The organism is Sphingomonas sp. MA1305 (assembly GCF_016107325.1).
In the GTDB taxonomy this organism is placed as follows: Bacteria; Pseudomonadota; Alphaproteobacteria; order Sphingomonadales; family Sphingomonadaceae; genus Sphingomonas.
Genome location: NZ_RCVT01000001.1, coordinates 1,217,941 through 1,242,138 on the forward strand (window position 1 = coordinate 1,217,941; position 24,198 = coordinate 1,242,138).

General features: G+C 67.5%; 19 protein-coding genes and 2 tRNA genes. 9 read left to right on the top strand and 12 right to left on the bottom strand.

Features of this window, described 5'->3' with window-relative positions; all coding sequences use genetic code 11:
* Nucleotides 1-21 precede the first annotated feature (21 nt).
* The 6 genes from D9601_RS06160 to dapA all read right to left on the bottom strand — a co-directional run bounded on the left by D9601_RS06160 (nucleotide 22) and on the right by dapA (nucleotide 8,799).
* Nucleotides 22-2,403, bottom strand: coding sequence for a hybrid sensor histidine kinase/response regulator (locus D9601_RS06160; RefSeq protein ID WP_198352974.1), 2,382 nt, complete (start codon nucleotides 2,401-2,403; stop codon nucleotides 22-24).
* Nucleotides 2,404-2,495: 92 nt separating this feature from the next.
* Nucleotides 2,496-4,517, bottom strand: coding sequence for a M13 family metallopeptidase (locus D9601_RS06165; protein ID WP_198352975.1), 2,022 nt, complete (start codon nucleotides 4,515-4,517; stop codon nucleotides 2,496-2,498).
* A gap of 163 nt (nucleotides 4,518-4,680) precedes the next feature.
* A complete protein-coding gene (locus D9601_RS06170; RefSeq protein ID WP_198352976.1) occupies nucleotides 4,681-6,747 on the bottom strand; it encodes a M13 family metallopeptidase in 2,067 nt (688 codons plus the stop codon).
* A 60-nt stretch (nucleotides 6,748-6,807) separates the two neighbouring features.
* Nucleotides 6,808-7,383 carry a DUF2062 domain-containing protein gene (locus tag D9601_RS06175; protein WP_198352977.1) on the bottom strand — a complete coding sequence of 192 codons (576 nt, stop codon included), beginning with the start codon at nucleotides 7,381-7,383 and terminating at the stop codon, nucleotides 6,808-6,810.
* Complete coding sequence (gene smpB / locus D9601_RS06180) at nucleotides 7,383-7,865, bottom strand: SsrA-binding protein SmpB (RefSeq protein WP_198352978.1); 483 nt, start codon at nucleotides 7,863-7,865, stop codon at nucleotides 7,383-7,385. The genes D9601_RS06175 and smpB overlap by 1 nt, the downstream gene beginning before the upstream one ends.
* A 49-nt stretch (nucleotides 7,866-7,914) precedes the next feature.
* On the bottom strand, nucleotides 7,915-8,799 hold the full coding sequence (dapA, locus tag D9601_RS06185) for a 4-hydroxy-tetrahydrodipicolinate synthase (RefSeq protein WP_198352979.1): 885 nt from the start codon (nucleotides 8,797-8,799) through the stop codon (nucleotides 7,915-7,917).
* Between the two features lie 145 nt (nucleotides 8,800-8,944).
* Here dapA and D9601_RS06190 point away from each other — a divergent pair, with 145 nt between their 5' ends.
* The 4 genes from D9601_RS06190 (at nucleotide 8,945) to D9601_RS06205 (ending at nucleotide 15,577) form a co-directional block, all read left to right on the top strand.
* Nucleotides 8,945-10,954, top strand: coding sequence for a lytic transglycosylase domain-containing protein (locus tag D9601_RS06190; RefSeq protein WP_198352980.1), 2,010 nt, complete (start codon nucleotides 8,945-8,947; stop codon nucleotides 10,952-10,954).
* Between the two features lie 6 nt (nucleotides 10,955-10,960).
* Nucleotides 10,961-11,446, top strand: coding sequence for a transcription elongation factor GreB (gene greB, locus D9601_RS06195; RefSeq protein WP_198352981.1), 486 nt, complete (start codon nucleotides 10,961-10,963; stop codon nucleotides 11,444-11,446).
* A 370-nt stretch (nucleotides 11,447-11,816) separates the two neighbouring features.
* Nucleotides 11,817-14,690: a TonB-dependent receptor plug domain-containing protein gene (locus D9601_RS06200; RefSeq protein WP_232473833.1), complete on the top strand. Its 2,874-nt coding sequence runs from the start codon at nucleotides 11,817-11,819 to the stop codon at nucleotides 14,688-14,690.
* Between the two features lie 113 nt (nucleotides 14,691-14,803).
* Nucleotides 14,804-15,577 (top strand): NYN domain-containing protein, encoded by a 774-nt coding sequence (locus tag D9601_RS06205; protein WP_198352983.1) that lies wholly within the window; start codon nucleotides 14,804-14,806, stop codon nucleotides 15,575-15,577.
* 7 nt (nucleotides 15,578-15,584) lie between these two features.
* Here the strand turns inward: D9601_RS06205 and D9601_RS06210 are convergent, their stop codons facing one another.
* Together D9601_RS06210 and ettA are read right to left on the bottom strand one after the other, a co-directional pair.
* On the bottom strand, nucleotides 15,585-16,040 hold the full coding sequence (locus D9601_RS06210) for a ribose-phosphate pyrophosphokinase (RefSeq protein ID WP_232473834.1): 456 nt from the start codon (nucleotides 16,038-16,040) through the stop codon (nucleotides 15,585-15,587).
* A complete protein-coding gene (ettA, locus tag D9601_RS06215) occupies nucleotides 16,040-17,719 on the bottom strand; it encodes an energy-dependent translational throttle protein EttA (RefSeq protein ID WP_198352984.1) in 1,680 nt (559 codons plus the stop codon). The genes D9601_RS06210 and ettA overlap by 1 nt, the downstream gene beginning before the upstream one ends.
* 143 nt (nucleotides 17,720-17,862) lie before the next feature.
* Between ettA and D9601_RS06220 the strand changes: the two genes are divergently transcribed.
* The 4 genes from D9601_RS06220 to D9601_RS06235 all read left to right on the top strand — a co-directional run bounded on the left by D9601_RS06220 (nucleotide 17,863) and on the right by D9601_RS06235 (nucleotide 20,042).
* Nucleotides 17,863-19,269, top strand: a complete 1,407-nt coding sequence (locus tag D9601_RS06220; RefSeq protein WP_198352985.1) for a M28 family peptidase — start codon at nucleotides 17,863-17,865, stop codon at nucleotides 19,267-19,269.
* A gap of 180 nt (nucleotides 19,270-19,449) precedes the next feature.
* Nucleotides 19,450-19,713 (top strand): hypothetical protein, encoded by a 264-nt coding sequence (locus D9601_RS06225; RefSeq protein ID WP_198352986.1) that lies wholly within the window; start codon nucleotides 19,450-19,452, stop codon nucleotides 19,711-19,713.
* Between the two features lie 129 nt (nucleotides 19,714-19,842).
* Nucleotides 19,843-19,918, top strand: a tRNA-Ile gene (locus D9601_RS06230).
* A gap of 47 nt (nucleotides 19,919-19,965) precedes the next feature.
* Nucleotides 19,966-20,042 (top strand) — tRNA-Pro (locus tag D9601_RS06235).
* 234 nt (nucleotides 20,043-20,276) lie between these two features.
* Here D9601_RS06235 and D9601_RS06240 read toward each other — a convergent pair.
* The 4 genes from D9601_RS06240 to D9601_RS06255 form a co-directional block, all read right to left on the bottom strand.
* Nucleotides 20,277-20,957, bottom strand: a complete 681-nt coding sequence (locus tag D9601_RS06240; RefSeq protein ID WP_198352987.1) for a hypothetical protein — start codon at nucleotides 20,955-20,957, stop codon at nucleotides 20,277-20,279.
* Nucleotides 20,958-21,041: 84 nt separating this feature from the next.
* Nucleotides 21,042-21,338, bottom strand: a complete 297-nt coding sequence (locus D9601_RS06245; RefSeq protein ID WP_232473835.1) for a hypothetical protein — start codon at nucleotides 21,336-21,338, stop codon at nucleotides 21,042-21,044.
* Between the two features lie 138 nt (nucleotides 21,339-21,476).
* Nucleotides 21,477-22,160, bottom strand: coding sequence for a hypothetical protein (locus tag D9601_RS06250; protein WP_198352989.1), 684 nt, complete (start codon nucleotides 22,158-22,160; stop codon nucleotides 21,477-21,479).
* Nucleotides 22,161-22,316: 156 nt separating this feature from the next.
* Nucleotides 22,317-23,219, bottom strand: coding sequence for an SDR family oxidoreductase (locus D9601_RS06255; protein ID WP_198352990.1), 903 nt, complete (start codon nucleotides 23,217-23,219; stop codon nucleotides 22,317-22,319).
* A 96-nt stretch (nucleotides 23,220-23,315) separates the two neighbouring features.
* Between D9601_RS06255 and D9601_RS06260 the strand changes: the two genes are divergently transcribed.
* Entirely contained in the window at nucleotides 23,316-24,152 is an 837-nt protein-coding gene (locus tag D9601_RS06260) for a helix-turn-helix transcriptional regulator (protein ID WP_198352991.1), read from the top strand.
* Nucleotides 24,153-24,198 lie beyond the last annotated feature (46 nt).

Below are 24,198 nucleotides of genomic sequence, written 5' to 3' on the forward strand. Positions count from 1 at the left end.
AGCTTGTTCGCGCCTGCCGTGTCAGGTCGAGACCAGAACGTCGCGCGCCGCCTCGGCCAGTTGCTGCACCGAGAAGGGCTTGGGCAGGAAGGCGACATTGTCGATGTCGATCGATTTGCGCAATTGCTCCTCGGCATAGCCGGACATGAAGATGATCGGCAGGTCGGGGTAGCGGTCACGCGCATGGCGGACCATCGTCGGCCCGTCCATCGTCGGCATCACGACGTCGCTGATCAGCAGATCGGGCCGGCCGTTGCGGTCGAGCAGGTCGAGCGCCGCCTCGCCATTCTCTGCGGTCATCACCGTATAGCCCTGCCGCGTCAGCGCGCGTTCGGCGACGGCGCGGACCATGTCCTCGTCCTCGACCAGCAGAATGGTGCCGGTGCCCCACATCTCGACCGGCTTGGGGGCGGGACGCTGCGGCTGCGGCCGGGCCGCGGTGCCGGCGGCGTGGACGGGCAGATAGATGGAGAAGACCGCCCCCTCGCCCGGCTTGGAATCGGCGAAGATCCAGCCGCCCGATTGTTTGACGATGCCATAGACGGTCGACAGGCCGAGGCCGGTGCCCTTGCCCACCTCCTTGGTGGTGAAGAAGGGCTCGAAGATCTTGGGCAGCACCTCGGGCGGGATGCCGGTGCCGGTGTCGCTGACGATCAGCGCGGTATATTCGGCAACGGGCAGGATGTCGGATGCCATCGCCCGTACCTCGGCGGCGCTGACCGCCTTGGTCTGAATGGTCAGCGTGCCGCCGCCGCGCGGATTGGCGGCGAGCATCGCGTCGCGGGCATTGACCGCGAGGTTGACGACGACCTGCTCGAGCTGCCCCGGATCGGCGCGCACCGCACCGAGGCCGCGGCCGTGACTGACGTCGAGGCGGATCTGCTCGCCCATCAGCCGCTTGAGCAGGCTCGACACCTCGGCGACGACATCGGGCAGCTGCAACACCTGCGGGCGCAGCGTCTGCTGACGGCTGAAGGCGAGCAGCTGGCGGGTCAGGCTGGCGGCACGGTTGGAATTGGTGCGGATCTGCTGGATGTCGTCATAATCGCTGTCGCCGGGCGAATGGCGCATCATCATCAGGTCGCAATGGCCGATGATCGCGGTCAGGATGTTGTTGAAATCGTGCGCGACGCCGCCGGCGAGCTGGCCCACTGCCTGCATCTTGGTCGCCTGCGCGACCTCGCGCTTCAACCGGCTTTCCTCGCTATTGTCCTTGAGGCTGAGCAACACGGCGGCATCGCCCAGCCCGCGCGCGCCGGCGATGGTCAGCACCACCGGCTCCTCGGGATGTTCCTTCAGGCGAACCGCCATGTCGGACGAATGGGTCGCCCCGCTGGCGAAGCGCCGGATCGCATCCGCCACCGCCGCCTTGTCCTCGCGCACCACCAGGTCGCCGGGATAGAGCGGCGGCGCCTGCGGGTCGACCTGGCCGGCGCGGACGAAGGCGTCGTTCATCTGCAGGAAGCGCCCCTCGCGGTCGACCAGCGCCATGCCGAACGGCATCAGGCTGACCAGGCTGCGGACGTGCGCCGAGGCGCTGGCGCCGATCGCCGGGGCGCTGTCCTCGTCGTCGAGCAGCATGACGAGGACGGGCGCGTCCTGCCCCTCGAGGAACGGGATCTGGACGACGCGGAGCGGCGTGCCGTCGAGGCCCTCCCGCTCGAATCGGACAAGGCGGCGGCTGTCGGTGATCAGCAGGCGGCCGAAGTCGCGCCCCTCCAGCCGCCCCGGCGCGCCGAGCGCACGCAAGGCGAGGACGCGATTGGCGGCACGGACCCGGCCGTCCGGGCCGAGCAACGCCGCCATCACGCCCGCGGCGCCGAGCCGATCGCCCGCCGGGCCGGCAAGAAACTGCTCGGCCGAGGCGGCGAGATCGCGCTGTTCGACGACGGCGAAGCGCCATATCAGCAAGTCGCCGTCTTCACCGGCGCGGGTGACCTGGGCAGTCAGCCGACGGCCGAGCGTGCCGAGGCCGGCGACTTCGCCCATCCCATCGCGCCAGGCGGTACGGCCGGCCTCGCTCAGCCGGGCGACGCCATCATCGTCGAGCGGCAGCCCGGGCGGGGTCGGGAAACCGGCGAACAGCAGGTCGTAGGCGTCGTTGGCGCAGACCAGGCGGCCGGCGCGGTCGGTGATCGCGATCGCGTCGCCGCTCGCCTGGGCGATGGCGCGGGTGAAGCCCCAGTCGATGCTGCGCGCCTCGACAGCAGCGACCGGCGCGAGCAGGCGGACGGCGATCGCGATGCCCGCGACGGCGAGCGCGGCGGCGAGGAAGCCGGCGGCGATCCAGGCACTGCCGACCAGCAGGAACACGACCAGCCCCGCCGCCAGCGCGGTGCCGGCAGCGACCAGGGCCGCCGCGCGAAGGGGGGACGGACCGGCAGGGAACGGAAGCGAGGCCATTGCCGCGTTCTTCGGGCCGGGGAGCCATCGGCGTCAAGCGGATAGCGCCCCGGCGACGCCCCCTCCCGATGCGCGGGAGGGGGAAGGCGGAGTTACCAGATACGGACGCGCTTTTCCGGCGGCAGGACCAGCTTGCCGGTCGGCGCCGGATTGTAGGCGGCATACCAGGGGTCGAGGTTGCGGACGACCCAGGCGCGCTGCTCGGACGGCGAATGCGGATCGGTCATCAGCCGCTGCTTGAGGTTGGCCTCGCGATAGTTGCGCCGCCACACCTGTGCCCAGCCAAGATAGAAGCGCTGGTCGCCGGTGAAGCCGTCGATCGTCGGTGCCGGCTTGCCGCCGAGCGACGCCTTGTAGGCGTCATAGGCGACCGACAGGCCGGCGAGGTCGGCGGTATTCTCGCCGAGCGTCAACGCGCCCTTGACGTGCATGCCGGGCAGCGGCTCGTAGGCGTCATATTCGGCGACGAGCTGCTGGGTCAGCGCCTTGAAGCGGGCGACGTCCTGCGGTGTCCACCAGTCGGTGAGCTGGCCGTGGGCGTCGTATTTCGAACCCTGGTCGTCGAAATGGTGGCTGAGCTCGTGGCCGATCACGGCGCCGATACCGCCGTAATTGACCGCCGGATCCGCCTTGGGATCGAAGAACGGCGGCTGCAGGATCGCGGCGGGGAAGACGATCTCGACCATGCCGAAATTGGCGTAGGCGTTGACCGTCATCGGGGTCATGCCCCATTCCCAGCGCTGCAGCGGCTTGCCGAGATGCTGGACGTTATAGTCGTGGTTCCACTGGCGGGCGCGCAGCGCGTTGCCGAAGGCGTCGCCGGACACCATCTTCAGCGCGCCATAGTCGCGCCAGCGGCTCGGATAGCCGATCTTGGGGGTGAAGGCGGCGAGCTTGGCATGCGCCTTGACCTTGGTTTCCGGCGCCATCCATTCCAGCGCGTCGATGCGCTTGCCCATGGCGGCCAGCACGTTGCGCACCAACTGGTCGGCCGCCGCCTTGGTCTCCGGCGGGAAATAGCGTGCGACATAAAGCTTGCTGACGTCATCCGACAGCGCACCACTGGCGAAGCCGACCGCCCGCTTCCAGCGGTCCTCCTGCTGCGGCGTGCCGGACAAGGTCGTGCCGTAGAAGGCGAACTGCTCCTGGTCGAAGGCGCTCGGCAGGACGCTGGCATAGCCGTCGAGCGTGCGCAGCAGCAATTGATCCTGCAGCACCTGGATCGGTGCCGCGCCGACCAGCCGGGCGATGCCGGTGATCGCGCTCGGCTGCGACACGATCAGCGTGTCGACCGGCGTACCGATGCCCTTGAGATAGGTGACGAAGTCGAAGCCGGGCGCGCTCTGCACCAGCTGCGCGACCGACATCTTGTTGTAGGTCTTGTTGGCGTCGCGGCTGTCGATCCGCGTCCAGCTCACCTGGGCGATCTGGGTCTCGAAATCGACCAGCGCCTTGGCGCGCGCGGCGGCATTGGGCTCGCCGGCGAGGGTGAACATCTTGGCGATATGCGCCTCGTAGGCCGCCTTCTCCTTGGCGTTCTTCGCCTCGAGGTAATAATCGCGGTCGGGCAGGCCGAGCCCGGACTGGCGCATCTCGACGATATAGGTCTCAGGCGCCTTGTCGTCCTGACCGACGCCCGCGCCGAACGGCACGCCGACGCCATTGCGATCGGCCTCCGCGATCAGTGACGCGTAATTGGCCTTGGTCGACGCCTTGATCTTGTCTAGCCACGGCTTGACCGGCGCGAGCCCCTTGGCATCGATCGTCTGGGTATCGAGATAGGTCGCATAAGCGGTGCCGATCTTCGACCCCTTCTGCTTCGCCGCCGCCTCGAGGATGCCGCGGGTCCGGTCGCGCGACAGGTCGGCGAGCGTGTCGAACGCGCCGAAGCTCGCCTTGTCCGCCGGGATCGCGGTGGTCTTGGCCCAGGTGCCGTTGGCGAAGGCATAGAAATCGTCGCCGGGGGCGACCGACTTGTCCATGCCCTGTTCGTCGAAGCCGAAGCGGCCGATCTGCGGCGCGCCGGTGGCGGCGGTGGAGGCCGCATTCTGCGCATGGACGACGCCGGCGACGGCAGTGGCGCCGAGCAGGCCGGCGATCAGCATCGTTCTCATTCTCATCCTCCCAAATGTCTTGTTCATGGGATCGGCGGCCCCGGCTCGACGCGACACGGTCACGGATGTGCCCGATGTGATGCGCCTGTGATGCGGCGCGATGCGCGGCCACCGCCTGCCCGATGGCGGAGGGGCGGCGGTCGTCGCGCGCCCCCCTCACCGCTTACCAGATGTGGATACGGTCCTGCGGCGCCAGATAATAGGTCTGACCCGGCTTGACGTTGAACGCCCCGTACCAGGGATCAAGGTTGCGCACGACATAGGCGCGCCACTGGCCCGGCGTATGTGGATCGGTGGTCAGCTGGTTCTTGATCGACGCCTCGCGCGCCTTGGTCTGCCAGACTTGACCGAAGCCCATGAAGAAGCGCTGGTCGCCGGTGTAGCCGTCGATCACCGGTGCCTTCTTGCCCTTCAGCGACAGCTGATAGGCGTCATAGGCGACGTTGATGCCGGCGAGATCGGCCATGTTCTCGCCAAGCGTCAGCTTGCCGTTGACGTGGCTGCCGGGGATTGGCTCGTAGGCGCCATATTGCGCGACGACCTTGTCGGTCAGCGCATTGAAGCGGGTGACGTCCTGCGGCGTCCACCAGTCGGAGAAATTGCCCTTCGGGTCGAACTTGCGGCCCTGGTCATCGAAATGGTGGCTCAGCTCGTGACCGATCACCGCGCCGATCGCGCCATAGTTCACCGCCGGATCGGCGTTCGGGTCGAAGAACGGCGGCTGCAGGATCGCGGCCGGGAACACGACCTCGTTCATCAGCGGATTGGCATAGGCGTTGACCGTCTGCGGCGTCATGAACCATTCGCTGCGGTCGACCGGCTTGCCGATCTTGTTGAGCTGGCGCCGATATTCGAATTCGGCGACGCGATCGGCATTGCCCAGCACGTCACCCTTGATGACCTGCAGCGTCGAATAGTCGCGCCACTTGTTCGGATAACCGATCTTCGGCGTGAAGGCGGCGAGCTTCGCCCGCGCCTTGACCTTGGTCTCGGGTGCCATCCACTCCAGCTTCGACAGACGAATGTCCATCGCCGCGATCAGGTTGCGGACCAGCTCATCCGCTTTGGCCTTCGACTCGGGCGGGAAATACTTCTGCACATAGACCTGACCGACCGCCTCGCCGAGGCTGCCGTTGACCAGCGCGACGCCGCGCTTCCAGCGGTCCTTGAGCTGCGGTGTGCCGTTGAGCGTGGTGCCGTAGAAGGCGAACTGGGTGTTGACGAAGGGCGACGACAGCAGCGGCGCGGCGTTGGAGATGGTGTGGAACGCCAGATATTCCTTCCACACCGGCAGCGGCGTCGCGGCGATGATCTTGGCGGTGCCGGTCAGTGCCGACGGCTGGCCGACGATGACGCGGGTCTGGCTGCCCAGCCCCTGCGCGGCGAGCATGCCCTGCCAGTCGAAGCCCGGCATGGCGGTGGCGAGCTGCGCCACCTGCATCGGATTATAGCCCTTTTCGACCTGGCGCAGTTCGGCGCGATCCCAATGGACCTGGGCGATCTGCTTCTCGAGGTCGTAGATCCGCTGCGCTGAGCCCTGCGGGTCGGGCTGGCCGGCGAGGCGCATCATGTCGGCGATATAGGTGACGTACTTGGTCCGCGCCTCGGCGAACTTGGGGTCGTCCTTGAGGTAATAGTCCTTGTCGGGCAGGCCCAGCCCGCCCTGGCTCATGTAGACTGCATAAACGGTATTGTCCTTGAGATCCTGCTCGATACCCGCGCCAACCGGCACGTCGATGCCGTGCATCGTCGCCTCGGCGAACGCCTTGGCGAGATCGGCCTGCGAGTTGATCGCGGCGATCTTGGCGAGGCGCGGCTGCAGCGGCGCGGCGCCCGCCTTTTCGATCGCGGCCTGATCCATGAAGGTCGCGTAGGTGACGCCGATCTTGTCGTTGATGCTCATCGCACCATTGCTCGACGGGGCCGCCGCGGCGTCCTCGATCACCTGGCGCGTCCGCTTCTCCGAAAGGTCGGCGAGGATGGCAAAGCCGCCCCAGCTCGCCCGGTCGGCGGGGATTTCGGTGCGCTTCATCCAGGCACCGTTGATGTAATTGTAGAAGTCGTTGCCCGGCAGCACGGTCTTGTCCATCGCGCTCAGGTCGACGCCGAATTCGCCGAGCTGCGGCTTGCCCGGCGCGGTCGCGGTCGCGCCGGTCGTGGCGGTCTGGGCGTAGACGGCACCGGTGGCGGCGGAGGCAAGCAGACAGGCGGCGAGAACCGTTTTGCGCATCGTTGGTCCTTGAGAAAGTAACATCGGATACTGCGTGTTGTAACTGGTTAAGACGCCTCGTCAATCGCCAGATTTTGCGTGTCGATGCCGCCACTTACGCGCAATCCACAGCCGCCAGCCGAGCGCCGAGGCGGCGTAGCCGGCCAGGGCGCAGAGCGCCGTCAGGGTGAGCAGGCCCAGGCCGAATGCCGGCCCCTGCGCCCACAGCCAGTGGAAGGTGCTGGTCACCCAGTGCAGCCAGCCGGTCGCCGCCTCCGTCACCGGCTGGGCGATGGTCGCCGCCTCGCTGCGCAGCAGCCAGGCGCCGATCCGATAGGCGACATACCACAGGAACGGCGTCGTGAACGGGTTGGTGATGAAGGTGGTCAGCGCCGCCACCGGCACATTGGCCCGGAACGGCAGGGCGAACAGCGCCGCGACGGCGATCTGCGCGACCGGGAACAAGAAGCCGGCGATGACGCCGAGCGCGACCCCGCGCGGCACCGATCGGCGAGTGAAGCGCCACAGGCCGGGATCGAGGACGCGATGCGCGACCGGGCGCAGCAGTCGACTCGACTCCATCGATTCGCGGGTGGGGAGATTGCGGTGGCCCCAGGCGGCCAGACGCTGCCAGACCGACGCCCCGGCCGCGGGCATCAGCCGCGGTCGCGCATGATGCGCGCCGCGTCGCGCTTCCAGTCGCGTTCCTTGATCGCCTCGCGCTTATCGTGCGTCTTGCGGCCCTTGGCGAGCGCCAGCTCGACCTTGGCGCGGCCGCGGCCGTTAAAATAGACCGACAGCGGGACCAGCGTCATACCCTCGCGTGCGACGGCGCCGTGCAGCTTGTTGATCTCGCGCTCGTGCAGCAGCAGTTTGCGCGGCCGCTTCGCCTCATGGTTGAAGCGGTTGCCGTGGCTGAATTCGGGCACGTTGGAATTGACCAGCCACACCTGCCCGTCGCGCACTTCGGCGTAGCTTTCGGCGATCGACCCCTCGCCGAAGCGCAGCGACTTCACCTCGGTGCCGGTCAGCGCGATGCCCGCCTCGTAGACCGTGTCGATGCTATACTCGAACCGGGCCTTGCGGTTCTCGGCGACGATCTTCTTCTTGTCGAAGGTGGCGGGCTTGGGACGCGACATTGCAATGCGATGTAGGGTTCAATCGCGCGGAGGGGAAGCGCCCTTCGGCTCAGACGAGGCCGGCGTGCGCCAGCGCCGCATCGACCGCCGCGCGCGACGCATCGGACGGCCAGGTCATCGGCAGGCGCAGGCCGTCCGGGAAGCCGGGTCGCACGCGGGTCATCGCATATTTGACCGGGCCCGGCGACGCGTCGGTGAACAGCGCGTCGTGTAGCGGGTAGAGCCGGTCCTGCAGGGCGAGTGCCGCGGCATAGTCGCCGGCCTGGCAGGCCGCCTGGAACTCGGCGCACAGCCGGGGCGCGACGTTGGCGCTGACCGAGATACAGCCCCTGCCCCCCATGGCGTTGAAGGCGAGCGCCATGTCGTCATTGCCCGACAGCTGGACGAACGTATCCGGACAGGCGGCGCGGTGCTGCGAGACGCGGGCGATCGCGCCGCTCGCGTCCTTCACTGCGACGAAGACGTCGGGGAAGGTGTTGACGATGCGGGCGAGCGTCGCCGGCTGGATGTCGGTGACGGTTCGCGCCGGCACGTTGTACAGGACGATCGGCAGCGGCGCGTCCTCGGCGAGCTGCGCGAAATGCCGGAAGATGCCCTCCTGGCTCGGCCGGTTGTAATAGGGCGGCACCATCAGCGCCGCATCCGCCCCGGCGTCGCGGGCGCGCTGCAGATTGGCGGCGGCGACCGCGGTGTCGTTGGAGCCCGCCCCGGCGATCACCGGCACCCGGCCCGCCGCCTGCTCGACGCAAATCCGGACGATGGCGAAATGCTCGTCGGCGGTCAGCGTCGCCGCCTCGCCCGTCGTGCCGCACGGCACCAGGGCGGACGAGCCCTCCGCGATCTGCCAGTCGATCAGCGCGCGATAGGCGTCCTCGTCGAACCGGCCCTCGGCAGAGAAGGGCGTGACCAGCGCGGGAATGGATCCGGAAAACATGCCGGCGCCGTGCGACTGCGCCGGGCGCGAGTCAAGCGGGCGACGGCGGCGACCGATCGGGTGAATCGGCGGATCGCCCAATGGATTCGGCGAAAAGCCGGCCTTTGTTCAGGACAGGTTGGCCGCGATCCTCTATCTTATAGCCATGCATTCACCCAGCCTTCCGCTCGGACTCCTTCTCACCGCCATCGCCGGCGTCGCCGCCGTGCCCCAGCAGGACGCACCGTCGCAAACCGATCAGCTCGATCGCTATCGAACGCAGATGGCGAACATGTCGCCGCAGGCGCCACAGACGCCGCAGGACGGGGCGATCGCCGCGACGATCGCGCAGTGGAAGGCGCTGCAGCAGACGGACTCGCTGCCGTTCGACAGCTATGCCGGCTTCGTCATGGCCCATCCCGGCTGGCCGGGCGAGGCGGCGAACCGGCGGGCGGCGGAGCGCCAGGCGGCAAGCGGATCGCCGACCAGCGTGGTCGCCTATTTCAACCGCTTCCCGCCCCAGTCCGCGACCGGCTTCGTGGCGCAGGCACGCGCGCTGCAGGCGCTTGGCCGCGTCGGCGAAGCGCAGGCGGCGGCACGGGCGGCCTGGCGTCGCGGTACGCTGGCTGCGGCGGACGAGACGTTCGTGCAGAGCTATTTCGCCAATGCGCTGACCGCGGACGATCACGATGCGCGCATGGACGCCCTGTTGTGGCAGAATGCGACCGGCGTCGCGCAGCGGCAGCTCGCCTGGACCAGCGCGGCGATGCGGCCGGTGTTCGCGGCGCGCCTGTCGCTGCGCACCAATGCGGCGGACGCGGCGACGGTCGCGATGACCGCCGCCGATCTCTACGGCAACGACCCGGGCTTCATCGCCGACCGCGCCACCTGGCTGCGCAACAGTGGCGCGGCGCCGACGGTGCGCAGCTATCTGGCGCGGCCACGGACGCTGAACGCGCGGCCGGGCAATGTCGAGAAATGGTATGAGGTGCTGCTCACCGTCGCGCGCGAGGCGGCGAACGACGGCCAGTATCAGCTCGCCTATGACATCGCGCGCCAAGTCGACGACGCCTATCCGGCCGGCACCGACGTGTCGAAGAAGCCCTATGGCGAGCGCGACGACTATACCAGCCTGGTCTGGCTCGCCGGGCAGACCGCGCTGAAGCGGCTCGGCCGGCCGGCCGATGCGATGGTGATGTTCGAACGCTATGGCCGCGGCAGCATGGCGCCGCAGACGCGCGCCAAGGGCTTCTACTGGGCCGGCCGCGCGGCGGAGGCGGCCGGCTTGAGCGCGCAGGCGAGCGGCTATTATGCGCAGGCGACCTCGTATCGGGACCAATTCTACGGCCAGTTGGCGCTGGAACGGACCGGGCGGCCGCTGGTCGCGCCGCCGGCGATCGGCGCGCCGCTGATCGCCCCGGCCGTGCGCCAGGCCTTCGCGGGGCGCGAGACGGTGCGCGCGGTACGCTTCCTCGGGCAGGTCGGCGACTGGCAGGACCAGACCGCTTTCGTCCGCCAGATCGCCGCCGACGCCGAGAGCGAGACCGACCATCTGCTCGCCGCCGAACTGTCGCGACAGATCAACCGGCCCGATCTCGGCGTCATGGTCGGGCGCAGCGCGATGCAGAACGGGCTGACCGACTATTCCGCCGCCGGCTTCCCGACGGTGGCGGTGCCGGCCGGCTATGAGGACAAGTGGACGATCATCCATGCGATCGCACGGCAGGAAAGCCAGTTCGATCGTACCGCGGTCAGCCATGCCGGCGCGCGCGGCCTGATGCAGCTGATGCCGGCGACGGCGCGCGAGCAGTCGGGAAAGATGGGGCTGACCTATACCGCCTCGGCGCTGACCGAGGATCCGAACCTGTCGATGATGCTGGGGTCGAGCTATTTCCAGCGCATCTTCGACCTGTACGGCAGCTATCCGCTGGCGATCGCCGCCTATAACGCCGGCGGCGGCAACGTGAACAAGTGGCTGCGCGCCAATGGCGATCCGCGCACCGGCACGGTCGACATGGTCGATTGGATCGAGGCGATCCCCTATATGGAGACACGCAACTACGTGCAGCGCGTGCTCGAGAATGCCGTCGTCTACGACCTGATCAACCCGGCGCGGGCGAAGAGCCGCGGCCCCGCCAACCTCAGTTGGTATCTCGGCAAGAACCGGCCGGGCTGAGCGGCGATGGACCGTCCCAATTACATCACGCCGGCCGGCTATGCCGCGCTGCGTACGGAATATGAGCAATTGTTCGCGACCGAGCGGCCGGCGCTGGTCGAGACAATCGCCTGGGCCGCGGGCAACGGCGATCGGTCGGAGAATGGCGACTATATCTATGGCCGCAAGCGGCTGCGCGAGATCGACCGACGGCTCGGCTGGCTGTCCAAGCGGATGAAGGCGGCCAAGGTCGTCGATCCCGCCCAGCAGCAGGATCGCAGTCGCGCGTGGTTCGGGGCGACGGTGACGATCGCCGACGAGGACGATCAGGAGCGGGTGCTGACCCTGGTCGGCGACGACGAGGCGGAAGCGGGCGCCGGGCGGATCGGCTGGAACGCCCCCCTCGCGCGGGCGCTGCGCGGCGCGGCGGTCGGCGATCTGCGCCGGGTGAGTCTGCCGGCCGGCGAGAAGGAGTATGAGATCGTCACGATCGCCTATCCGCCGGGCCGCTGAACCGACGTTTTGCGGGAATGACATATAGGTGACATGAACATGCTGACGGGTCCCTTACAGGGTCCGAAGAAGCGTATTTCCGACAACAAAATCAGTGCCTTATCACTGTTATTTCGCAATGTTGCCGAATGTGTAGGGTGACACATACGTCATATACCGTGACCTAGTCGTCACAGGCCGCCGCGATCCATCCAGCGGCCTCCCACGGGCCGTTTACAGGCCGCCCGCCCGCTCCCACCACGGCATCCATAGGGTGCCCGCCACCGCATCGCGACACTGCGACGGGGATACGGCGGACACCATGGTGTGGAGGAGTAAGAGAATGTTCCGTGTCGCCCCATCTCGCGCCGTGCTGCTTCGGGGAGCCGCGATGACCGCGATCGCTCCCGCCGCGCTGATCGGCAGCCTGGTCATCGTCTCGCCGGCGCTGGCACAGACCGCCCCGGCGAGTGCCGACACCGCTCCCGCCCAGACCGATCCCGCGGCCCAAGCGACCGCACCGGCGGCTGCGACCGGCCCCGACATCGTCGTTACCGGCACGCTGTTCCGCCGCACCGACAGCGAGACGCCGTCGCCGGTCACCGTGCTGACCGCGGACAGCCTCGCCAAGGCCGGCATCACCACCGTTTCCGACGCGATCCGGTCGATCTCGGCCGATAGCAGCGGCTCCATCCCGACCGCCTTCTCGGCCGGCTTCGGCGCCGGCTCTTCGGGCGTGTCGCTGCGCGGCCTGACCGTCAATTCCACGCTGACGCTGATCGACGGCATGCGCACCGCCAATTATCCGCTGGCGGACGACGGCCAGCGCTCGTTCGTCGACCTCAACACCATTCCCGATGCGATCGTCGACCGGGTCGAGGTGCTGAAGGACGGCGCCTCGTCCAGCTATGGCGCGGACGCAATCGGCGGCGTCGTCAACATCATCATGAAGAAGGAGATCACCGGCGTCTACGGCACCGCCGAGGCGGGGGTCAGCCAGCGCGGCGACGGTGGCGAGCAGCGCGCGACGCTGACGCTCGGCACCGGCAAGCTGTCGGACAAAGGCTTCAACTTCTACGTCAGCGGCGAATATCAGCATGACGGTGCGATCTACGCGCGCAACCGCGGCTTCCCGCTCAACACCGCCGACCTGAGCAGCATCGGCGGCGACAACAACCAGGCCGGATCGGTCGTGCCGGGGTCGACGACCAGCGCGATCGTCGCGCCCTCGACGCAGCAGACGCCGGGCAATCTGCTGTCGGGATCCGGCGCGGTCAGCGGCCCGTGGCAGGTGCTCAACCCCAATGGCTGCACCGGCACCACCTCGCCGGTCAGCGGCGCGGCGGGCAACGGCTGCACGCAGAACACCGTCGCCGATTACGGGCTGATCCAGCCCGAGCAGACCCGCTTCGGCGTCACCGGCCACGCCACCGTTCAGGTCAACGATCGGACGCAGGCCTATCTGATGGCCTCCTATTTCCAGAACGAGGTGTTCGCGCCCGGCGGTCCGCCCAACATCCGGTCGGTGAACCCGACCAATACGCAGAACATCGTCCTGCCGGTGCTGCTGAGCAACGGCCAGCTCAATCCGAACAATCCCTTCGCAGCCAGCGGCCAGGTCGCGGCGATCCGCTATCTGTTCGGCGACATCGTCGGTTCGTCGGATTACAAGAACCACGTCATCCGCGGCGCGGCCGGCATCGACGGCGCGTTCGGCGACGGCTGGACCTATTCGGTGTCGGGAACGGTCGCGCATTCGTGGCTCGACATCACCCAGAACGGCTATCTCAACCTCAACGCGCTGACCAACGCGATCAACACCGGCAGCTACAATTTCGTCGATCCGACGCAGAACAGTGCGGCGGTGCGCAGCGCCCTGGCGCCCGCGGTGCGGACCCAGGCGACCAGCGACCTCGACATGATCCAGGGCGTGATCACCAAGGATCTGTTCCAATTGCCCGGCGGTCCGCTGCAGCTCGGCGCCGGCGGTTCGTTCCGCTACGAGGCGCAGAACGATCCCAACCAGAATCCGAGCCTGGCGACGATCGGTCTCAACCAATATTCGGCGACGGGTCACCGCACGGTCGAATCCGGCTATTTCGAGGTCAACGCGCCGGTGCTGACCAGCCTCGAGATCAACGGTTCGGGCCGCTTCGATCACTATGAGGAGGGCTATAACAAATTCTCGCCGAAGATCGGCGCCAAGTTCACGCCGTTCAAGCAGCTCGCGATCCGCGGCACCTTCTCCAAGGGCTTCCGTGCCCCAAGCTTCGCCGAACTGAGCGGTTCGGTGATCGGCTTCACGTCGGCAAAGGCCCCCTGCTCGATCCAGCTGCAGCATGGTGCGACGGTTCCGGCGAGCGGCACCGGCTGCACCGGCGGCAGCTCGTACAACCAGAGCTATTCGATCGGCTTCGCGACGGTCGGCGATCCGAACATCAAGCCCGAACTGTCGACCAGCTTCACCGGCGGCATCGTGCTGCAGCCGAAGCGCTGGCTGAGCTTCACGGTCGATTATTACAATATCAAGAAGACCGACGTGATCACCGGCGGGCCGCTGTCGAACCAGGCGCTCGCCGCCTTCTACGGCAACGGAACGATGCCTGCCGGCTATTCGGTGACGCCGGACTCGATCGACCCGGCCTATCCGAACGGCCCGCTGCGCGCGCTCTTCGTCAATTCGCCCTTCGCCAATGCCGCGGCACTGAAGACCTCGGGTATCGACGCCTCCGCACTAGTCACGCTGAAGCCGCGCGACGACATCCGCTTCACCAGCCGGGCCGAAGCCACCTACATCCTCCACTATCTGTTCAAGTCGAGCGCCGACCAGCCCTATGCCGACTTCGTCGGGACGCAGTCGCCCTATGTGACCTCGTCGGGCGCCGGCACGCCGCAATGGCGCGGCAATTGGCAGAACAGCATCGAGGCGGGTGCCTATGCGCTCACCGCGACCGCCTATTACGTCTCGGGCTACAAGGCGGTCGGCTATGACCAGTTCGGCGACTTCTCGTGCGCCAACAGCAGCACGTATCAGGGCAGCGACCCGAACTTCAACTGCCATGTCCGGCGCTTCATCGACGTCGACCTGACCGGCAGCGTCAAGGTCAACGATCGCTTCACCTTCTACATGAACGTCATCAACCTGACCGATGCCAAGGCGCCGCTCAACGCCGGCAACTATGCCGCGGTCAATTACAACCCCACCTATACGCAGGCCGGCGCGATCGGGCGGACGTTCCGCTTCGGTGCGAACATCCACCTGTAAGCCCGTCTCTCGCGTCCCTCGCTCGGGTGCGGGTGGCCCTGCCACTCGCACCCATCTTTTTGCCCACGTGGATTTTCGTTGACCGATCCGCGATCGGCCGCGACCACTCGCGGATGACCGACGCGCCCACCCGCAACATCGCCCTGCTGATCGACGCCGACAACGCCAGCTGGCACGCCATCGACCCGGTGCTGACCGTGCTGGCCGAATTGGGCACGGTGAATGTCCGGCGCGTCTACGGCAATTGGACCAAGCCGGGGCTCAAGGGCTGGCGTGACATGACGGTCAAGCATGGCATCGAGCCGCAGCAGCAGTTCGACCTGACCAAGGGCAAGAACGCCACCGACATGAAGATGACGATCGACGCCATGGACCTGCTGTTCCGCGGACGTATCCAGGGCTTCGGCATCATGTCGTCGGACAGCGACTTCATGCCGCTGGCGATGCGCATCCGCCAGGACGGCATTCCGGTCTACGGCTTCGGCAGTGCCAAGACGCCAGAGGCGTTCAAACAGGCCTGCACCCGCTTCATCGACGTCGACGCGCTGATGACCCCGGTACAGCCCGCCAAGCCGGTCAACGTCGACGTGCCGATCGGCGAATCGCTGCCTGCGGCCATCGGGACCAACACTGCCACCCCGCCGGCCAAGCCGAAGCCGATCGACCCGGAACTGGTCGCGTTGCTGATCGACGTCTACGGGTCGGTGAAGCGCGACGAGAAGGGCTATGTCAGCCTGTCGGCGATGGGCCAGCTGGCGGGCAATCGCTCCAGCTTCGACGTGCGCAACTACGGATATCGCCGGTTGGCTGACCTGATCCAGGCGGTGCCGAATTTCCAGACCGAGCGACGCGAGGACGGTCGCATGTTCGTCAAGCGCGTGCGCTAGGCGGAGGCTATCGGGCGGGCGCTCGATCGCGTTCGAGGTGCTCTGCCGCCCAGAAGCGGAATACGGCACTCTGCAGCGCCGCGATATGGGCGGCGGCCTCCGCCCCTTCCCAGGCACCCGTATAGCCGCGGTCCGACGTTCCGATCCACCAGCCCTGCCCCGGCAAACGGTCGCTCTCGCGCACGACCAGCACGGCGAGCCCCGGCTCGCCGCGCGTGGCGCCATCGGCGTCGATCGCGTCGAGCGTCTTGCACAACGCCCGCATCTTCGGGCGGGTGAAGCGATGCCCCAGCGCCCGGAGCAGCTCGCTGTAGCTCAGCGAACGCCTGTCGCGCGCCGCAGCGACAAGCAGCGACCGGACCAGGCCCACGTCGGCGATCGTCCCCGGCCCTGCCGCGGGCTCGAACCCGTTGGCGGCGAGCCAGCCGCCCAGGTCATCCCCGTGCGGCCGGCCCGTCCCCATCAGCGGGTCAGTTTCTTGTAGGCGAGGCGCGTCGGACGGTCGGCGGCATCGCCCATGCGACGCCGCTTGTCCTCTTCGTAGCTTTCGTAATTGCCCTCGAACCATTCGACATGGCTGTCGCCCTCGAAGGCGAGGATGTGGGTGCAGAGGCGGTCGAGGAAGAAGCGATCGTGGCTGATGACGACGGCGCAGCCCGCGAACGTCTCCAGCGCCTCTTCGAGCGCGCGCAGCGTCTCGACGTCGAGGTCGTTGGTCGGTTCGTCGAGCAGCAGGACGTTGCCGCCCTCCTTCAGCATCTTGGCCATGTGGACGCGGTTGCGCTCACCGCCCGACAGCTGGCCGACCTTCTTCTGCTGGTCCTGGCCCTTGAAGTTGAACGCGCCGACATAGGCGCGCGTGCCCAGTTCCTGCTTGCCGAAGCGGAAGATGTCGAGGCCGTCGGAAATCTCTTCCCAAACGTTCTTGTTCGGATCGAGATGGTCACGACTCTGGTCGACATAGCCGAGGCGGACGGTCGAGCCGACCTCGATCGTGCCGGAATCAGGCTGGTCCTGGCCGGTGATCAGCTTGAACAAGGTCGACTTGCCGGCGCCGTTGGGGCCGATGACGCCGACGATGCCGCCCGGTGGTAGGCTGAAGTCGAGATTCTCGAACAGCAATTTGTCGCCATAGGCCTTGGTCAGGCCCTTGGCCTCGATCACCTTGCCGCCGAGCCGCTCGGGGATCTGGATCAGGATCTGCGCCTTGCCGACCGCACGATTCTCCTGCGCCGCCATCAGCTCGTCGAACGCGCGGATACGCGCCTTGGACTTGGTCTGGCGGGCCTTGGGAGTCTGGCGCATCCAGGCGAGCTCGTCGGCGATCGCCTTCTGGCGACCCTGTTCCTCGCGCTCCTCCTGCTCGAGGCGCTTCGCCTTCTTCTCGAGGTAGCCCGAATAGTTGCTCTCGTAGGTATAGTAACGGCCGCGGTCGAGCTCGAGCACCCAATTGACGACATTATCCAGGAAGTAGCGGTCGTGGGTGACGAGGATGACGTTGCCCGTGTATTCCTTCAGGAAATTCTCCAGCCAGGCGACGCTTTCGGCGTCGAGGTGGTTGGTCGGCTCGTCGAGCAGCAGGATGTCCGGCTTTTCCAGCAGCAGCCGGCACAGCGCGACGCGGCGACGCTCACCGCCGGACAGGTTGGTGACCGGCGAGTCGGACGGCGGGCAGCGCAGCGCTTCCATCGCCTGTTCGAGCTGCGAATCGAGGCTCCAGCCGTCGGCGGCATCGATCTCCGCCTGCAGATCGCCCATCTCGGTCATCAGCGCGTCAAAATCGGTGTCGTCCTTGGGATCCCCCATCTCCGCCGAAATGGCGTTGAAGCGGTCGATCTTCTCGACGATCGGGCCGGCGCCGAGCCGGACGTTCTCGATCACCGTCTTGTCCGGATCGAGCTGCGGCTCCTGCGGCAGATAGCCGACGCGCACCCCCTCCGCGGCCCAGGCTTCGCCTTGGAAATCCTGATCGATGCCGCCCATGATCTTCATCAGCGTCGACTTGCCCGAACCGTTCGGACCGATGATCGCGATCTTGGCGGACGGCAGGAACTGCAGGTGGATGTTGTTGAGCACGGGCTTGTTGGCGCCCGGGAAGGTCTTGGTCAGACCCTTCATGACGTAGGTATACTGGACGGCCATGTGCCGACGGCTCCTGATCGAGAAGACTGGGGGATTTTGCCAGCGCATGTAGCGAGCGGCGGGGCGTCACGCAAATGCCGCGCTTGTGCTCCGCCACGCATCGCGTCACACCCCGCAGCCAATTGGAAACACAGGGGACCATCATGAGCCGTGCCGCCCTCGTCCTGGCGCTCGCCGCCGCCACCGCCCTGCCCGCCGCGGCGCTCGCGCAGCGGGCGGCGCCACCGGTTCCCGCCAAGGTCGATCCCAGGGTGGCGGCGCTGCGCGACGCCGCGCTCAAGGACGACGTCGCCTGGGACATCGTCGAGGGGCTGACCACCGAGGTGGGCCAGCGGCTCGCCGCCACCGAGGCGGAGGCGCGCGCTCGCAACTGGGCGGTGGTGCGGTTGAAGGCGCTCGGCTTCAAGAACGTGCGGGTCGAGGAATATCAGATGCCGGTATGGCTGCGCGGCGAGGAGGGGGCGGAAGTGGTCGCTCCCTTTCCGCAGACGCTGAAGCTGGTCGCGCTTGGCAATTCGGGTGCGACCCCACCCGCCGGGATCACCGCGCCGGTCGTGGTGTTCCGCAGTTATGGCGAACTCGCCAACGCGCCGGCGGGCAGCCTGGCCGGCAAGATCGCCTATATCGGCAACGCGATGGAGCCGACGCAGGATGGGTCGAGCTATGGCGCCTATGGCCCTGCCCGCTTCGTCGGTCCGGCGCTGGCGGCCAGCAAGGGGGCGATCGCGACGGTGATCCGCTCGGTCGGCACCGATCACCATCGCAATCCGCACACCGGCGGGACCAACTGGCCCGAGGGCGTGGCGCCGATCCCGGCGGCCGCCCTGTCCGTCCCCGACGCCGAGCTGCTGGAGCGGATGGCGGAGCGCGGCAAGCCGATCACGCTGAAGCTGGTGCTGACGCCGCGCTTCGCGGGCACCGGCACGTCCGGCAACGTCATCGCCGAGGTGCCGGGCACCGATCCCAAGGCCGGCGTGGTGCTGATCGGCGGCCACCTCGACAGCTGGGACCTTGGCACCGGTGCGATCGACGATGCCAGCGGCGTTGCGATCACCACCGCGGCCGCCAAGCGCCTGCTCGACGGCCCACGCCCGCGCCGCACCATCCGCGTCGTGTGGTTCGGGGCGGAGGAGCCGGGCGGCTATGGTGGCAAGGATTACGCCAGCAAACATGGCAGCGAACGTCATGCCACCGCCGGCGAAAGCGACTTCGGCGCCGACCGCGTCTGGCGGTTCGAGGTCAACCTGCCCGACAGCGCCAAGCCGATCGCGGACCGATTGCAGACCGCGCTGGCGCCGCTCGGCATCAGCCGCGGCGCGGGCGTCGGCGGCGACGGCACGGATGTGGGCCCGACGCTGGCGCTCGGCGTCGCGGCGATCGACCTCAATCAGGACGGCACCCGCTATTTCGACACGCACCATACGCCCGACGACGTGCTGGACCGGATCGATCGCGAACAGCTGCGGCAGAACGTCGCGGCGTGGACGACGATGCTGGCGGTCGTCGCCAACGCGCCGGAGGAGATTGGCAGCGTCACGCCGCGCCGCTGAACCGCTGATCGTACACCGGCGGCGGACCATCGCCGGCGTAACGACTTGCCTCAAATCGGCCGCATTGGTTGCTGTCACATGAATTTGGTGATTGACCGCGGGGAGTCGTGCGGTATTTGGGCCGTCTCGCGTCGGCAATCGGGCCGGCCGCGAACCTGTATATTGCTTGGGAGCTATCGAATGAAGAAGATCGCTTTCGTTCTCGCTGCCGCCGGCCTGATGTCCGTCGCTGCGTGCTCGAAGTCGCCGGAAGCCGCCGCCGTTGAGAACAACGCGGACATGCTGGCCGACAACATGGAGATGCAGGCGGACAACATGGACGCCCTCGCGGACAACACCTCGAACGCCACGGCTTCGGCAGTGCTCGAGAATGCGGCCGACAACATGAACGCCGCTGCCGACAACGTCCGCGACGCGGCCGACGCGAAGGCCGACAACATGTAATCGGCCTGCGCCGGGTTCGCCCGGCGCGCCGGTGCATCGTTGCACCTTCTTTGATCAAGGGCGCCTTCCTCCAGCAGGGAAGCGCCCTTTTTCTTTGCCCGGCGCTGCGCTAGGCGGGGAACCATGGTGGGGCCTGTAGCTCAATGGTTAGAGCTGGCCGCTCATAACGGCTAGGTTGCGGGTTCGAGTCCTGCCGGGCCCACCAAATGCTTGCACCGGGCGCAATGAGCGCCTAGTCGGCAAGCCGCTCGTCGGGGAGTAGCGCAGTCTGGTAGCGCGCCTGCTTTGGGAGCAGGATGTCGCAGGTTCGAATCCTGTCTCCCCGACCATCCCATCGCGTCATTCGCATGACGAAGCCCTCGCCGTGCGGAGCGGATGCCCGGCGGTATGGACGGGAGCAGCCGCAGCTTCCTGAACGCCAGCATGGCTAGCGACGGCGCTGGGTGGGCGCTCCCTCTGCTATCGGTGCATTGGGCTGCCGGTCGGTTTCGGAAACCGGTCTAGCGTTGGGTGTCGCTAGGACGACGCGTGATCTTCCTGACAGCGATCCTGCGGCAAGGCTGTCAGTTCGTGCCGCTGATCGCCGCCTGGACGATCAGCCGCGGAAAGACCGTCTCTAGCGGCTTGGTGTCCGGCAGGATGTAGACATAGCCGCCCTTGCGCCCGAACAACGGCTTCACGCTTTTGGCGTAAAAGCCGATCGGCACGTTGATGCAGCCGAAGGTGATCCGGTTGTCGTCCGGCGTCGGCGAGAGCATGCGCTCGCGACGATGTTCGCTCCTCTTGCCCGGCGTCGGTATCGGGTGAAGCGCGACCGACGTGGCATAATCCACCCACAGCACCCGCTGGCGGCCCGCGGCCGGGCCGAATTTCGCGAGAAACCGTCCCGCCGGCGTCGTCTTTTCCGCGGGGCCGATTTCCGACAGGTCCTTGCTGCCGACGCCCGGCGTCGCATCGTCGCCGACGGCGATGCCGATCAGCACCGGCGCCCGGCCCAATTCCATGCCGGCGCCGTCGTAGAGCACCATCGACGCATTCGTCTTGTCGATGATCACGTATGGAAGACCGCGGTTGTCGCCGGAAACCGACACCCAGTCCGCCACCCGGATCGCGGCGGAGGAGAGCTCCAGCGCTGCGGGCATCACCGAAGGCGCTGCTTGCTCGACCGGCGGCGGCGGGACCGGGCGTTTCCGCTCGGGGCCCATCGCCATCGAGCCGGCGAGCGCCAGAAGAAGTGAGATCATCGGCAAGGGCGCTCTATACGAAAGGCCAGCGTCGCATGGCGGCGACGCTGGCAGGTTTTAGCCGAACGGGGTCGGCGGGTCGGCTTAGTTGCGAGCGCGCTTCGGCCGGCGCTCCTGCGCCTGCAGCCGCTGATCGATCGTGTCGACGCGGCCGTTCAGCTGCTCCAGCCGCTGGCCGTTGCCCTGGATCTGCGCGGACGCGGCCTGCGCCTCCGCCAGCGCCTGGCGAGCGGTGCCATCGGTTTGCTGCAGGCGGGATTCGAGCGTGTCGACCCGCGCACTGACGGGGGCGATCTGCTCGCGCACGTAGGATTTCGTTGCGCAGCCACCCAAGGTCGCCGCACCGATCATGATCCCGACCACCGGCGACAGTTTCTTCATTGCTGGCGACATAACGCGTCCTCCCACATTGTTGATCAAACGGAACAATTCCAAAGAGCGACCCTCGGTTCCCCCGGGGGCGCGCTCGGTGCGGGGGTTTTGGTGCCGACAGGTGAACGGCACCTGACTGCGATCCGGCTAGCGTGACTTATGAGACCGCTTGTTGCTCCCACGCGAGAACGGGTCTTTCGGTACTGTTTGGTCGTCGTTGCCGCTTGCCGTTGCGGTAGCCGGCGGGGCCGAGACGGCGGCGATGCAGCGCTTCAGTTCCGCGATCGCCGGCGCGCTGCCGTCGAGCGCGAGCCTGGCGACCGGCACGTCACCACGGTCGATGTTCAGGAATTTGGAGGTCGCCAGATCGGCCGCGAATTTGGCGGGAAGGCGCGTGACGAACCCCCGCTTCCGGTCCGACGTCATGCCGATGGCGGTTTGCTTGAGGTAACGGCCGTTCGACAGGCGAAAGTCGAGCGTCAGCCGCTCCTTGGGTTTGATCGACCAATTGTCGTTCAGCACCGACAGGTGGTTCTGCCCATCGGCGTCCAGCCCGAACAGCAAGGTGGTGCCGCCAGCGCCGGCATAGTCGCGGGTCATGAAGCAACCCGGCGCATCGCTGCTCGGGGCAAGGGTCCAGTCGCCGAGAGTTCGGACCGCATAGGCCTCCGGCGACGTCGATACAGCGAGCGCGGGGCCGGCTTTCACCGCCAACAGCATCAAGGCCGCCTGGCCGAGGATGGCGCGGAGGCGGATCGGCGATGCGATTCCGAACGAGGATCGCGCCTTAAGAAAGGCAGGCGTAGCGGACCGGCGCGGCAAGGCCATCATCTCATCTCCTCAGCGATCATCGCCAGCGGCGATACAGCTGCCGAGATCGATAGGCGATCCCCCGAACCCCTTATCCGGTCAGCAGAACGCGGCCTGCGGATCGGCGCATGAAGGGCGGAGTCGCCGGCGGCGGGCCCCGCCCTCCACCAGCCGCGGTCAGGCCGGCGCTATGGCGTCATAGTCCATCGCCGCCAGGTCGGTGAGCAGGTCGGGGCCGGTCGGCTCCCAACCCAACCGCGCGCGCGTCCAGTCGTTCGACGCGATCATGTCGAGCGCCGCGAAGGGGGCCATCCAACCGAAATATCGCTCGACCTCGTCGGCGGAGATCGCACGGACCGGCAGCCCGCTCCCCTGTCCGATCGCCTCGGCGATCGCGCGCGCGGTAACGCCGTCTTCGGCGGAGGCGTGATAGCGTGCACCCGGTTCGCCCCGTTCGAGCGCGAGACGATAGAGCCTGGCGACGTCGCTGACGTGCGCCGCCGCCCAGCGCGATGTTCCCGCGCCGACATAGGCGATCGCGTTGGCACGCTTGGCCTCGGCGATCAACGGGGTAATCAAGCCGGCCCTCGTGGTGTCATGCACCTGCGGCAGGCGGATCGTGCGCACGTCGATGCGCCGCGCGGTCAGCGCCGCGCCGGCGAGTTCGGTGGCGATACGGGGATTGGGGTGGCGGGGGTTGAGCACGTCCTCGGTGGCCAGGCCGCCGCGCAATGGCGTGCCGATCCCGACCCCCGACGTGATCAGCAATGGCTTGTGGGTTCCGGCCAAGGCCTCGCCCATCGCGGCGATGTTGCGCTCGTCCTTGCGGGTATTGTCGACGAAGGTCGCGAAATTGTGGTCGAACGCACAATGGATCACCGCATCGGCCACTGCCGCGCCGCTGGCGAGGGTCGCGGGCTCATCGAGGTTGCCGCGATGCACCTCCACCCCTGCCGCTTCGAGCTGACGCGCGCCGGCGTCCGAACGGGTCAGGCCGAGCACCCGATGACCGGAGGCGAGCAGTTCGGGGATGACGTGCGAGCCGATGAAGCCGGTCGCCCCGGTCAGGAACACGCGCATGGATCAGTCTCCTCAATGACGAGAGACCATGTCGCAGCGGTCTTAAACCTGTTAAAGTAGTGACTTTATCCTAGTATAATAGGCAACAGGATCATCATGGCCAGCGACGTGTCCAATCCGCTTGGTAGCTATCTGCGCGATCGTCGCACCCGTCTCGATCCCGCCGCCTTCGGCTTCGCGAGCGGGCGTCGTCGGACGCCCGGCCTGCGCCGCGAGGAGGTGGCAAGCCGCGCCAATATCAGCGCCACCTGGTATACCTGGCTCGAACAGGGCCGCGGCGGCGCACCGTCGGCCGACGTGCTCGACCGCATCGCCAAGGGGCTGATGCTGACCGAGCCGGAGCGCGAGCATCTCTATATGCTCGGTCTCGGCCGCCCGCCTGAGGCGCGATACCAGCCGGTCGACGGCGTCTCGCCGCGGTTGCAACGGGTGCTCGACAGCATGCCGCTCAGCCCTGCGATCATCAAGACGGCGATGTGGGACGTGGTCGGGTGGAACCGCGCGGCGACGCTGCTGCTCACCGACTATGCCAAACTGCCGCCTGACGGGCGCAACATCCTCCGCCTGATGTTCGGCAACACCCAGCTTCGCGCCCGCAACGCCGATTGGGACAGCATCGCCCGCTTCGTCGTCGCCGCCTTTCGCGCCGACATGACCCGCGCCGGCGCGGCCGGCAGCGCCGCCGCCGCCGCGCTGGTCGCCGAGCTCAGCGCGCTCAGTCCCGATTTCGACCGGCTGTGGCGCGACAACGACGTCGTCGCGCATAACGAGGGTATCAAGCGCCTGCACCATCCCGCCGGCCCGCTGGCGATGGAGTTTTCCACCTTCACCGTCGAGGGCCGACCGGAACTGGGCATGATCGTCTACAATCCCGCGACGCCGGCGGATGCCGAGCGGCTGCGCCTGTTGCTGGACGGGCGCCAAGGGTCATGAGCGTCGCGGGCGAGCCTCGGCTCGCGCGGTTGGATCGGACGTGACG